Here is a 14,135-nt window from a genome sequence, read left to right as displayed (position 1 = left end):
GCTGTCCCGGCCGAATGCCGCCGCGGGCGGAATCCCTCGGCGCGTCCGGCATCCGGTGGCCCGCCCTCAGTGCCGACGCCCCGCCCCGAACGGGCCGAATGCGTCACGGCCCGAACGCGTCACGGCCCGAAGGCGTCAGGGCCCGGTCCGCCGCGACAGGTCTCGCGCCCGCGGCCCGGCGCCGTAGGGGCAGCGACCGGCCGCCGCCCGCCCGGCATCCCCGCCCGGCACCGCCGCCCGGGTGGACCAGCGGTGCACCCGATCCCGGGAGCGCCGGCGCCGCCGGACACCGACGCGTCCGCACCGTACGTCGGTTGGCCCCACGCGCGAGCACGGCCGATTCCGGCCGGACGAACGCAGCACAGCCCCGCGGCCGCCGGCCCGGACCCGCACCCGGCCGTCACCCGGTCTCCGCGCCCGCCCGCGCTCCGGCCAGGCGCGCGGCCAGCGCCATGGGCGTCGGGTGGTCGAAGACCTCCGCCAACTCGACCTCCGCGCCGGTCAGTTCCTCGACGTCCTGGGCCAGCCGGGCGGCCAGCAGGGAGTGGCCTCCGGCGGCGAAGAAGTTCGTGTCGGCGGTCACCTCCGTACCGAGCAACCGCTGCCACACCTCGACGAGGCGGGCGACGAGTTCGCCGTCGGCGCCGCCGTCCGGACCCGGAGCGGCGCCGGCCTGCTCGCGGGCGAGCCGGAGCAGCGCGTCCCGGTCGAACCGGCCGTCGGGGCGGCGGGGCAGCACCTCCAGGCACGTCACACGCGCGGGCACGACCGCCTCGGGCAGCAGGTCCCGCGCGTGGTCGCGCGCCGCTCGGGCCAGGTCGCCGCCCGCAGCGGGATCGGCCCCCGGGACGACGAAGGACACGGGCACGGCGTCCGGTCCGGGCACCAGCACTCCGACAGTGGCGGCCGCCGCGACGCCGGGGTGGTCCCGGAGCGCGGCGTCCACGGCGCCGAGATCCACCGCGCGGCCGGCGACGGTGGCCCGCTCCCCCAGCGGGCCGAGGCGCTCGACGCTGCCGTCGGGGCACCACCGGGCGAGCACTCCGGTCGGCAGCCACGCCGAGCCCGCTCCGGCCACGGCCAGGTGGAGTTCACCGCGGACGCCGACCGGCAGGTCCCGTCCGTCCGGGGCTCGCACGGCCGCCGTGACTCCAGGGGCGGGCCGCCCCCGGGTGCGGCCGGCACCGTTCGATTCGACCGGACCCGAAAGCGCCCAACTGCCCACCCCTGGCGCCGCGTACACGCTGTACGGCCGGGCTCCGGCGGCGACCAATCGGCGCAGCGCCGCGGGCGGCAGGTCCTCGCCGTGCACGGCGATCCGCAGCCCGTCCGCGGCGTCCGCGGCGCCGCGGACCGCCGCCTCCACCGCCTCCGCCGGTGTTCCCGGCGGCACCGGGACGATCCCCACGGCGTGGCGGGCGACCGCCTCGCCCAGTCCCGGTCCGTCGGCCCATCCGGCGGGCGGGGCCGCCACGACGCGGCCCCCGGTCGTCAGGGGGAGGAAGAGTTCCACCAGTGCCTGGAACGACCCGGGACGGGCGGACGCCAGCGTCCCGGTGCCCGGCGCCGCGCCCAGCTCGCCGGCGACGTGGCCGAGCGCCGTCATGACGTCCCGATGGCTCAGGGCGACCGGGACGAAGGGGCCGGCCGCGCCTGGATCCGTGCCGGTGCCGCCGTCGGCGTCCATGTCCACGTCCACGTCCGCGTCCGCGTCCATGTCCGCGAGCAGCCAGGCGGGCCGGTCCGGGGCGCCGGCCGGTGCCGCCGCGTCAGGATCGGCGGAGAACTCGGCAGAAACTTCGGCGGGCACCTCGGCGGCGGCCGCGCCTGCTGCGGCGAGCCGCACCACCGGCAGGCCGAGGCCGTCCGGATCGGGATCCGCTTCGTACGCCAGCACCCACCGGGCGCCGCAGCGATCCAGGCGGCGGCGTACTCCGGTACCGCGGTCCGAGCCGATCGGGAGGCACACGCCGCCCGCCAGCCACACGCCGAGTGCGGCCGCGGCCAGGTCCCCGGGCCGCCGGGCGGTGACGGCCACGACGTCGCCCGCGCCCGCACCGGCTTCGGCGAGGCCGGCCCGGACCGCGCCGGCGGCGTCGATCAGCCCGGCGTAGTCGAGCACGCGGTCACCGTCCACGACGGCGGCCGCGCCTGGGGTCCGGCGGCCCCGGGCGAGGACGGCGTCCAGCGGGGAGGCGTCCGCGGACGCGGTCGGCGGCCGGTGCGCGGACGCGACGGTCTCCCGGTCCGCCGGACTCCACCCGGCGTACTCGCCGACCGGGCGGTCGGCGGCCGCGGCGGCCTCGACGAGCAGGGCCTCGTAGCGGCGCAGCAGGGCCTCGACGTCGGGGCGCGCGAGGATCTGGCGGTCGTAGCGGAGCCGGATCTCGGCCTTGGCGGGGACCGCGACCATTTCGAGGTCGAACTTGCTGTACCCGTTCTCGACGGGCAGCAGCCGTCCGTCCGTGCCGCCGACCACCAGTTCCTCGGACGCGACCTGCGGCAGGTAGTTGAAGACGTGCCGGTAGACCGTCTGCCAGGCCGCGCCGGTGCGCGGCAGTTCGGCGGTCAGGTCGTCCACGGAGACGTCGCCGTGGGCCATGGCGCCGAGGAACCGGTCCCGGGCCTGGCGGGCCAGCGCGCGGAACCCGGCGGTGAGGTCGGCCCGCAGCCGCAGCGGCACCACGTTGACGTGGTAGCCGACCTCCTGGGTGGCCTGCTGGCCGCGCAGGTCGAGCGGCGAGCCGATGACGAGGTCGGGTCCCGCGCCGTGCGCGGCGAGCAGCACGTGGTAGGCGGCCAGCAGGACGGCGGCGACCGGTGCGCGTACCTGCCGCTGCAACTGCTGGACGGCGGCGCGCCCTTCCTCGGACAGGGTGTGGGTGGCGATGTCGCCGGCGAGCCGGGGGCGCTGCGGGCGCGGGGCGCCGCACCACAGGTCGGTGCCGCCCGGCGGGAGGTCCCGCAGGTGCTCGCGCCAGTAGGCGAGATGGGCCTCGTCGGGCCGCCGCTCGGGGGCCGGGGGCACCTCGACGAGGGCGGCGGCGGGGACCGGGCGGCCGGCCGCGAGGGCGTCGTACACCGGGATGAGGGTGTGCATGAGGATGGTCGCCGAGGTGACGTCGAAGACCAGGTGGTGGACGGTCAGGCAGAAGACGTCGCCGTCGGGCCGGCGGGCGAGACCGGCGCGGACCAGCGGGCGGCCGTCCAGCGGGAAGGGGCGGGCGATGAAGCGTCCGAGTTCCGCCGCGAGCCGGTCGTCGGGGAGGGGTTCGGCGGGCAGTTCCAGCGGGCCGACCTCCACCGGGAAGCGGTCGGGGGGAAGGACGTCCTTCGTCAGCTCCCCGCCGGCGGCGGTGAACGCGGTCCGCAGCGCCGGGTACCGGCCGAGGACGACCCGGAGCGCCTCGGCGAGCGCGTCGGCCTGCAGGTGGCCGTCGACGCGCAGCGCGATGCCGAGGTTGTTGACGCCCGCGTCCGGGACCAGCCGCTCCAGCAGCCACAGGGCGTGTTCCTTGCGGGTGACCGCGAGGCGCGGCTCGGAGCCACCGTGCCCGATGGCGCCCTGGTCGATGGCGCCGTGCCCGGACATGCCCTGCTCGGCGGTGCACTGATCGATGGTGCTCTGCTCGGCGGTGTCCGGCTCCGTGCTGCTCCGCCCGGTGCCGTCCTGCTGCGGGCCGGCCGCCGGCCGCCCGGCGCGCGCCCCGGTCACAGCCGCGCGTCCGATGCGCCGAGGGCGGCGCGTCCGCGGGCGTCCGGTGCGGCCTCGCGCGCCTGTGGTTCCTGCATCTCTCGCCTTCCGTTCGGGGGTGCGCCGGTGACCGCGGTCCGCGCCGCGACAGGGCACGGGGAACCGCGGCGGCCGGGCCGGGTCGGGTGTGCGGCACCGGGCGCCGCGCGGCGGGCGCGGCCGCGTTGCGCCCGGTGCCGTGGCCGTCACAGGGGCTGGTCCGGTGCCGTTGCCCGCGGGCCGGGCCGGGCGGCGTACTCCGCCGCCAGGTACTCGGCGATCACGGCCGGGGACTCCAGGTCGTACATGAACCCCTCGGGCAGTTCGAGCCCGATGAGGCCGGCGAGCCGCTCGCGGAGCTGGACCGCCGCCATCGAGGACATGCCCATCTCCAGGATGTCGCCCTCGGCCTCGACCAGGTCGTCGGAGGCGTAGCCGAGCAGCACCGCGATCTCCGCCCGGACGAGGTCCAGCAGGACGGCCTCCTGCGCGGCCGGGTCGAGTCCGGCCAGGCGCGCCGACCACTGCGGGTCCACCACCGGCAGGGTCACGGAGTCGTCGCCGTCGGCGCCCCCGTCGTCTACGTAGGTGCAGGCGTCCGTGTCCGTGTCGGTGTCCGCGGCGGGGTCCGCGCCGACTCCGGGCCCGCTCCCTGTCGCACCGCCCTCGGCGGGCTGTCCCGGGGCGGCCGGCACGGGGTCGCCGGCGGCTCGGTGCCATGCCGACAGCCGCGCGAGCACCTCGCTCAACGGCGTGTCCGCGCGCAGCGGTTCGCCGGCGCCGAGCAGCCCGCCGAGGGCGGCCAGGTCCTCCTGGGCGACGGCCGCCCAGAACAGCGGCTCACCGACCGGGCTTCGGCGGTCGCTCGCGGGCCGGGCGACGCCGGCACCGGCACCGTCACCGTCACCGGAGCCCGACGTGTCCGGGGCCGCGCCCAACTCGTCCTCGACCGCGCCGAATCCGCCCGCGTCCGACGCGTCCCCGCCCGCACCCGGCGGGGTTCGCGGATCGGCCGGCGCGTCGGCCGCCGCTGCTCCGGCCGTTCCGTCCACGCCCGCCGGGCCGCGCCGCGTCATGCCGGACGGCCAGTACCACTGGTGCTGGAAGGCGTAGGTGGGCAGGGCCACTTGGCGGGGAGCTGTGTCGGCCCACACCGACGCCCAGTCCACGGCGGTGCCGCGCACGTACAGGTCGGCGAGCCCGGCGAGGAAGCCGGGCAGGCCGGAGCGTCCGGGGCCCAACGCCCCGGCGGCGTTGACCGCGGCGGCCTTGCGGCCCTCGGGCGCCACCGCCCGCAGGTCCGCGGTCGCCGCGGGGTCGGTGCTGATCTCGACGAGGACGCCGTATCCGGAGGCGTGCAGTTCCTCCGCGGCGGCCCGGGCCGGGCCCGGCTCTGGCCGGGGCCCGCACCAGTACGCGGTGTCGAGGTCCTCGCCCTCCAGCCAGCTCGCCGTGGACAGGGACATCAGCGGAAGCGTCCCCGGCGCCGGGGCCACGGGGTCGGTTCGCGGGGTCGCCGAGCCGGCGGCGATTCGGGCCGCGTCGGCGAGCGTGAGCACCCCGGCCACGTGGGCAGCGGCGATCTCCCCGCTCCCGGCGCCCGCGACGGCGGCCGGGACCAGCCCGGCCGACCGCCACAGCGCGGCCAGCGCGACCTGCACCGCGAACCCGACCGCGCGGGCGACGCCGTCCTCCCGGAGCGACGGTGCACCGGGCCGCTCGCGCAGCACGTCGGTCACCGACCAGCCCAGGTGCGCGGCGAGTGCCCGATCGCACTCGGCCATCCGGGTCCCGAACGCCGTTGCCTGGTCGAGCAGTTGACGCACCGGCGCGACCAGGGTGGCGCCGTCGAGGGCGGGGAGCACGAACGCCACCCGGCTCTGGGCCATGGCGGGCGCGGCGGTTCCGGTCACCACCCGGTGCCCGGAACCGCCGCGGTCCGGACGCTCTGCGGCGCCCTGCCCGTCCTCGGCACGCCCTGCGTCCTGCGCCCGCGTCCCGTCCTCCTCGCCCTCCCCGCTCTCCGTACGCTCCGCGCCCGGTGCGGCGACCGCCGCGAGCCCGGCCAGCAGCTCGGCGCGGTCCGAGCCGATGACGACCGCGCGCCGGGAGAACGCCGACCTGGTGGTGGCCAGCGAGAACCCGACGTCGGGGGCGTCGAGTTCGGGGTGGCGGTCAAGGTGGTCGAGGAGTCGGGCGGCCTGGGCGCGCAGTCCGTCGGCGCCGCGCCCGGACAGCACCCACGGCACGGGCGGCAGGCCCGGACCCGCCGCCCCGTCCTCTGCGTGCGTGCCGGTGCCCGGAGCGTCGGGGTCCGGAGCGTCGGTGCCGGAGGCATCGGTGCCCGAAGCGTCAACGGCGGGAACGTCGGCGGCGGGGACGTCGGCGCCCGAGGTATCGGCGCCCGAGGCGCCCTCGCCGTGCGCGCCGGCGCCGGGGACGGGCGGCGGTTCCGCCACGATCAGATGGGCGTTGGTACCGCTCAGCCCGAAGGAGGACACCCCGGCACGGCGCGGCTCGTCGCCGGCCGGCCACTCGACGGGCTCGGTCAGCAGCCGGACGTCGCCGGCCGACCAGTCGACGTGCGGGGACGGCTGCTCGGCGTGCAGGGTCGCGGGCAGGCGCCCGTGGTGCAGGGCCAGCACCATCTTGATCACCCCGGCCACGCCGGCCGCCGCCTGGGTGTGGCCGATGTTCGACTTGACCGAGCCGAGCCACAGCGGCCGGCCGTCCGCGCGGCCCTGGCCGTAGGTGGCGAGCAGGGCCTGCGCCTCGATGGGGTCGCCCAGCACCGTGCCGGTGCCGTGCGCCTCGACCGCGTCCACCTGGTCGGCGCGCAGCCCCGCGCCGGCGAGCGCGGCGCGGATCACCCGTTGCTGGGAGGGCCCGTTGGGCGCGGTCAGGCCGTTGCTCGCGCCGTCCTGGTTGACGGCGCTGCCGGCCACCACGGCCAGCACCGGGTGGCCGTTCCGGCGGGCGTCGGACAGCCGCTCCAGCACCACGAGCCCGGCGCCCTCCCCCCATCCGGTGCCGTCGGCCGCCGCGCCGAAGGGCTTGCAGCGCCCGTCGGCGGCCAGGCCGCGCTGCTGGCTGAACTCGGTGAACGCCGCGGGCGTGGACATGATCGTCACGCCGCCGGCGAGCGCGAGGCGGCACTCGCCGGCCCGCAGGGCCTGGCAGGCCAGGTGCAGCGCGACCAGTGCCGAGGAGCAGGCGGTGTCCACCGTCATCGCGGGGCCCTCCAGGCCGAGCGCGTAGGCGATGCGGCCGGAGATCACGCTGACCGCGCTGCCGGTCATGAGGTAGCCCTCCGACCCGGCGGCGTCGTCGGGCAGCAGCGCGTTGTACCCGGAGGACGTGGCCCCGACGAAGACGCCGGCCGCCGAGCCGCGCAGCGAGTCGGGCGCGATCGCGGCGCGTTCCAGGGCCTCCCACGCGGTTTCGAGCAGGAGCCGCTGCTGCGGGTCCATGGCCAGGGCCTCGCGGGGGCTGATCCCGAAGAAGCCGGTGTCGAAGTCGCCCACGCCGCTGAGGTAGCCGCCCTGGAGCGTGTACGCGGTGCCGGGGTGGTCACGGTCGGGGTCGTAGAGCCGCTCGGTGTCCCAGCCGCGGTTGGCGGGGCAGTCCGCGATGACGTCGCGGCCGGCGTCGAGCAGGTCCCAGAAGGACTCCGGGTCCTGGACGTCGCCGGGGAAGCGGCAGCTCATCGCCACGATCGCGATCGGGTCGTCGTCCACCGGCGGGGGTGGTGCCGCCGGGTCCGCGCCGGCCGTCGCGGGCTGTTCGCCGACGAGCCCGGACCGCAGGTGGGCCGCGAGCGCCGCGGACGTGGGGTAGTCGAAGACGAGGGTGGCGGTGAGCCGCAGTCCGGTCGCGGCGCCCAGGCGGTTGCGCAGTTCGACGGCGGTCAGCGAGTCGAAGCCGATGTCCTTGAACGCCTTGCCCGCCTCGATCGCGTCCGGCGACGCATGGCCCAGCACGGCCGCGGCGTGCGACCGGACCAGGTCCAGCAGGGTGCGGTCCTGTTCGGCCGGGGCCATCGCGGCCAGCGTGTGGCGCAGCGTCCGCACCGCGCCGCCGGCGGCGGCGGACGGCAGCCGGGTGGCGCGGCCGGCGAGCACCTGCCACAGCGGCGGGAGCACGTCGCCGCGGGCGACCTGCGCACGCAGGGCCGGCACGTCGATGCCGGCCGGCACGAGCAGCGGCTCGTCGCGCGCGGTGGCCAGGTCCAGCAGGTCCAGTCCCTCGTCGGCGGACAGCGCGCGGACGCCGCCGCGGCTGATGCGGGCGCGTTCGCCGGTGCCGAGGTGGCCGGTCATCGCGCTGGCGTCGGCCCAGAAGCCCCATGCCAGCGAGGTGGCGGGGCGGCCGTCGGCCTGGCGCCTGGCGGCGAGTGCGTCGAGGAAGGCGTTGGCCGCCGCGTAGTTGCCCTGGCCGGCGCTGCCCAGGGTGGCCGCGGCGGAGGAGAACATCACGAAGCGGTCGAGGTCGTGGCCGAGGGTGAGGCGGTGGAGGTTCCACGCCGCGGCGCTCTTGGGCCGCAGGACGACGTCGACCTGACGAGGCGTCAGCGAACCGATGACGCCGTCGTCGAGCACACCGGCGGCGTGCATCACCCCGGTGAGCGGCGCGGACGGCGGGATCGCGTCCAGTACGGCGGCCAGGGCCGAGCGGTCGGCGGCGTCGCACACGGCGATCCGCACATCGGCGCCGCGGCCGGCGACTGCGGCCGCCAGCACGGCCGCTCCGGGGGCGGCGGGGCCGCTGCGGCTGGTCAGCACCACCCGGCGGGCCTGTCCGGCGGCCGCCAGGTGCCCGGCGACCAGCCCGCCGATCAGGCCGGTGCCGCCGGTGACCAGTACGGTGCCGGGCGGCCGGGGCGCCGCACCGTCCCGGGGGACGGTCAGGACGGTGCGGCAGTCGGACGGGGCACGGCTCGCCGCCTCCACGGCGTCGGCGGCCCTGCGGACGTCCCAGGCCCGGTACGGCGGCGCGGGCAGGGCGCCGTCGGCGAGCAGGTCCGCCACGTCGCCGAGGACGCGGCCGAGCCGCTCGGTGTCGGCCCCACCGGGACCGGGACCGGGACCGGGGGCGAGGTCGGGACCGACGTCGGGATCGAGGTCGGCACGCGCGTACCGGACGTCGGGGCGGGCCTGCGCCACAGCGGCGGCGGCCTCCCCCTCCTGCGCGCGGCCGGTGCCCAGGGTGACGAGCGCGCCGCCCCGGGACAGCAGCCGCAGCGCCGTCCCGGCGGGCCCGCCCTCCGACGCGTCGAGCACGGCGGCCACGCCGTCCCCGCCGGTGGCGGCCATGACGGCGGCTTCGAACCGCGCGAGGTGGGAGGTGTCGTCGGCGGGCGCGAGGTGCGCCTCGTCCAGGCCGGCCGCTTGCAGCGCCGCGAACTGCTCCGGTCCGGCGGTCGCGTGGACCTCCAGGCCGAGCCGGTGGGCGACGTGCACCGCGGCCACGCCCGTGCCGTCGGCGCCGGCGTGCAGCAGGACGTGCTGCCCCGGCCGCACCCCGGCCACGTCGGCGAGCGCGTACCAGGCCGCGAGGTAGGGGCCCGGCGCGGCCGCGGCGCGGGCGAACGTCCATCCGTCCGGCACCGGGGCCAGCAGCCGCGCGTCGGTCACGGCGAGCGGGCCGGCCCCGCCCGGCGCCAGGCCGAGCACGCGGTCGCCGGGAGCCAGGCCGCCGACGCCGTCGCCGGTCTCCAGGACGACGCCGGCGATCTCGCGGCCGAGCGGGACCGCCGCGCGGTCACCGCCGGGAGCGTACGCGCCCCCGCGGGCGGACGTGCCGTCGGCGCCGTGGGTGTCGAGCACCGCGGGTGGGTCGAGCACGGCGGCGACGTCCGCGGTGCCGAGCGCGGCCGCGCGGACCGCGATCCGGACCTGCCCGGGTTCCAGGGGCGCGGCCGCCTGCGGACGGGGTACGAGGGCCAGGCCGTCGAGCGCGCCGGGCCGCAGGTTCTCCAGCCGCCACGGCATGCCGTCCTCCGGCCGGTCCAGGCCGGCACGGGGCCGGGTCAGCCGCCGGCCGCGCACCGCGCCGTCGCGGACCACCAGTTCGGGTTCGGCGCCGGCCAGCCCGGCGGCCAGGGCCGCGCCGGTGCGCGCGCCCTGAGCGGAGCCGGCGGGACGGACCGCGGGAAGGTCGGCCAGCACCAGCCGGCCGGGGTTCTCGGTCTGGGCGGACCGCACCATCCCCCACACGGCCGCGCCGGCGAGGTCGGTGACGCCCTCGCCGGACCGGGCGGCGACCGCGCCGCGCGTCACCAGCGCCAGCCGCGCGGTGCCCAACTCCTCGGCCGCCAGCCACTCCTGGAGCAGCGCCAGCGTCCGTACGGTGGTCTCCCGGGTGGCCGGCACCACGTCGTCGCCGAGCGCCGCGCGCGGGTCGGCGCCGACCGGGGCCAGTACCACGTCCGGTGCCGGTCCGCCGGCGCCGACCGCCGCGGCCAGAGCGGCGAGGTCCGGGTAGGGCGCGATGTCCGCGCCGCTCCCGGCGAGTTCGGCGCGCAGGCCGCCCGTGTCGTCGCCGACGACGGCCCAGCGGCCGGCGGGCGCGGCCGAGGCGGGGAGTTCCTCCCATGCCACGCCGAACAGGGCGTCCTGCCGCCCGCCGCCCGAGGCCGCCAACTGCCCTGCGGAGACCGGCCGCAGCACCAGGTTGCCGACGGACACCACCGGAGCCCCGGTGCCGTCCGCGGCGGTCAGCGACAGGGCGCCGTCCGCGGCCGGCCGCAGCCGTGCCCGCAGCACCCCGGCGCCGGCGGCGCGCAGCGCCACGTCCTGCCAGGCGAACGGCAGCCGCACCCCCGCGGGGTCCTCCTGCTGCCCGGCGGCCACCGCCGACGCGTGGAGCGTGGCGTCCAGCAGCGCCGGGTGCAGCCCGAACCGCCCCGCGCTGTCGGCGACGTCCTCCGGCAGCGCCACCTCGGCGAACACGTCCCGGCCGCGCCGCCAGACCGCGCGCAGCCCCTGGAACGCCGGGCCGTAGCCGTAGCCGGCCGCGGCGACCTCGCCGTAGAGCCCGCTGACGTCCACCGGCACCGCGCCGGGGGGCGGCCACGCCGTCAGGTCGTCGGGGCCGTCCGGGCCGCCGTCGTCCGGGGTGCGGGGCGTCGGGGAGGCGGCGGCCAGCAGCCCGCCCGCGTGCCGGGTCCACGGCCGGTCGGGGTCGTCGGTGTCCGGGCGGGCGTACGTCTCGAAGGTCCGCCGCCCGTCGGGGTCGGCCGGGCCGAGCACCACCTGGAGCTGCGTGGCGCCGTCCCGGGGCAGGACCAGCGGGGTTTCGAGGGTGAGTTCCGCGAGGTGCCCGCATCCGGCGCGGTGGCCGGCCTGGAGGGCGAGTTCGACGAACGCGGTGCCCGGGAAGACCACGGTGCCGTTCACGGCGTGGTCGGCCAGCCACGGCTGGGCCGCCGTCGACAGGCGGCCGGTGAGGACCAGGCCGCCGCCGTCGGCGAGCACGACGGCCGCCGCGAGGAGGGGGTGCCCGATCGCGCCCAGGCCGGCGGCGGACAGGTCGCCCGCGGAGGTGCCCTCCCGCTGCCAGTACCGCTGGTGCTGGAACGGGTACGTCGGCAGGTCCACGGTGCTGCCGGCCGGCAGTACGCGGGTCCAGTCGACCGGCACGCCCCGCACGTGCGCCTCGGCGAAGGAGGTCAGCAGCCGCGCCGGGCCGCCCTCGTCGCGCCGCAGCGTCCCCGTCACCACGGGGCCGCCGCTCTCCGCGTCCGGGTCGGCCGCGTGCACCGTGTCGGCGACGGCCCCGGTCAGCACGGGGTGCGGGGACGCCTCCACGAACACGGTGTGGCCGCTGCCCGCCAGCGCGGTGACGGCGTCGCCGAAGCGGACGGGCGCGCGCAGGCTGGCGTACCAGTAGCCCGCGTCCAGCGCGGTGCCGTCGATCGGCTCACCGGTCATCGAGGACACCATCGGGACCCGGCCGGCGCGCGGCGAGATCCCGGCCAGCGCCGAGCGGATCTCGGCCTCCAGCTCCTCGACCTGCGGCGAGTGCGAGGCGTAGTCGACCGGCAGGACGCGTGCCCGCACGCCCTCGGCCCCGCAGGCCGCGGCCAGTTCCTCCAGCGCGGCCGGCTCGCCCGACACCACCGTGGCCGCGGGCCCGTTGAGGGCGGCGACCGAGACGCGCCCGCCGTAGGACGCGATACGGTCGCGGACCGCGTCCTCGCCCGCGGCGATCGACATCATCCCGCCGCGACCGGCCAACGCACGCAACGCCCGGCTGCGCAGCGCGACCACCCGGGCGCCGTCCTCCAGCGACAGCGCCCCGGCCACGACCGCCGCCGCGATCTCCCCCTGCGAGTGGCCGACGACGGCCTTCGGGGTGATGCCGGCGGCCTGCCACACCGCGGCCAGCGACACCATGACGGCCCACAGCGCCGGCTGCACGACGTCCACCCGGTCGAGGTGGGCGCGCGCGCCGGCGGCCAGGACCTCGCGCAGCGACCAGTCGGTGTGGGGGGCGAGCGCCTCCTCGCACGCGGCGAGGCGTGCGGCGAACACCGGGCTCGCCTGCGTCAGTTCGGCGCCCATCCCGGCCCACTGGCCGCCCTGGCCGGGGAACACGAACGCCACCCGGCCCGGTCGGCCGGCCACAGGGCCGTCACCGGCCACCAGTCCCGGCGCCGGGGCCGTCGCGGCCAGCGCCGCGAGCCCGGCCAGCAGGTCGGCCCGGCCGGTCCCGGTGACGACCGCGCGGTGCTCGAACGTCGAGCGGGTCGTCGCCAACGACCAGGCGACATCGGCCTGGTGCAGCTCCGGCCGGCCGGCGGCGAACGCCCGCAGCCGCTCCGCCTGAGCGGCCAGGCCCTCCGGCGAGCGGCCGGACACCAGCCAGACGGGTGCGTCGACGCCGGGGCCGAGGACCGGCGGAGTGCCGGACTGCCGCGCGGGGCCGTCCCCCGCCCCGTCCGGGGCCTCCCGCGGCCCGGGCTCCTCGGCCGCGGCGTCCTGCGGCTCGGGGGCCTGTTCGAGGATGGTGTGCACATTGGTGCCGGACACGCCGAACGCGGAGACCCCGGCGCGGCGCGGGCGCCCGTACTGCGGCCAGGGCACGGCCTCGGTCAGCAGCCGCACCGCGCCCGCCGACCAGTCGACGTGCGGGGTCGGCTCGTCCACGTGCAGCGTGGTGGGCAGCACGGCGTGCCGCAGCGCCATGACGGCCTTGATCACCCCGGCTACCCCGGCGGCCTGCTGGGCGTGGCCGATGTTGGACTTCACCGATCCCAGCCACAGCGGGCGTTCGTCCGGGCGGCCCTTGCCGTAGGTGGCGAGCAGGGCCTGCGCCTCGATCGGGTCGCCGAGGGTGGTGCCGGTGCCGTGCGCCTCGACGGCGTCCACCTCGTGGGCGTCCAGCCGGGCGTTGGCCAGTGCCGCGCGGATCAGGCGCTGCTGGGACGGTCCGTTGGGCGCGGTCAGGCCGTTGGACGCGCCGTCCTGGTTCATGGCGCTGCCCGCGATGAGCGCCAGCACGCGGTGGCCCTTGCGGCGGGCGGTGCTGAGCCGCTCGATGACGACCATGCCGGCGCCCTCGGCCCAGCCGATGCCGTCGGCGGCGCCCGCGAACGCCTTGCAGCGGCCGTCCGCGGCCATGCCGCGCTGCCGGGAGAACTCCGCGAACGCGCCGGGCGTGACCAGGACGGCGACGCCGCCGGCCAGCGCCATGTCGCACTCCCCGGCGCGTACCGCCTGGCAGGCGACGTGCAGCGCCACCAGCGAGCTGGAGCAGGCGGTGTCCACCGTCACCGCCGGGCCCTCCAGGCCCAGCACGTAGGACACCCGGCCGGAGACCACGCTCGCGGTGTTGCCGGTCAGGACGTAGCCCTCGGAGCCCTGGGCGGCGCCCAGTCCCTCGGCGTACCCGGACATCGCGGCGCCGACGAACACGCCGGTCGGACTGCCGCGCAGCGAACGGGGGTCGATGCCGGAGCGCTCCAGGGACTCCCACGCGACCTCCAGCAGCATCCGCTGCTGCGGGTCCATCGCCAGCGCCTCGCGCGGCGAGATGCCGAAGAAGGCGGGGTCGAAGTCGGCCGCGTCGTGGACGAAGCCGCCGACGGGGGCGTAGTCCTGGCCCTGGCCGCCGGTGCCAGTGCCGGTGCCGGTGTCCCATCCGCGGTCGGTCGGGAACGCGGAGAGCACATCGCGGCCGCCGGCGACCACGTCCCACAGGTCCTCGGGGCTCTCCACCCCGCCGGGGTAGCGGCAGGCCATGCCCACGACGGCCATCGGCTCCTGCGCGCCCGACTCCAGCTTCCGTAGCTGCTCGCGCGTCTCGTACAGGTCGGCCGCCACGGACTTCAGGTAGCCCAGAAGCTGTTCGTTGTCGGTCATCGGCGCCCCTCCTGAGCGGAGCCGGTCAACGCGGGAGC

1 protein-coding gene and 1 pseudogene are annotated in these 14,135 nt (G+C 78.2%); both read right to left on the bottom strand.

Annotated features, from left to right (window positions below):
- Nucleotides 1–400: 400 nt before the first annotated feature.
- Complete coding sequence (locus tag RVR_RS36065) at nucleotides 401–3,715, bottom strand: condensation domain-containing protein (RefSeq protein WP_202238205.1); 3,315 nt, start codon at nucleotides 3,713–3,715, stop codon at nucleotides 401–403.
- A 296-nt stretch (nucleotides 3,716–4,011) separates the two neighbouring features.
- Nucleotides 4,012–14,058 (bottom strand): annotated as a pseudogene (locus RVR_RS38815) (SDR family NAD(P)-dependent oxidoreductase); the annotation flags it as partial.
- Between the last annotated feature and the right edge of the window lie 77 nt (nucleotides 14,059–14,135).

Source organism: Streptomyces sp. SN-593, assembly GCF_016756395.1.
Classification (GTDB): domain Bacteria; phylum Actinomycetota; class Actinomycetes; order Streptomycetales; family Streptomycetaceae; genus Actinacidiphila; species Actinacidiphila reveromycinica.
Note: the sequence above shows the minus strand (reverse complement) of the source record. Positions and strands in the feature narration are given on the sequence as shown.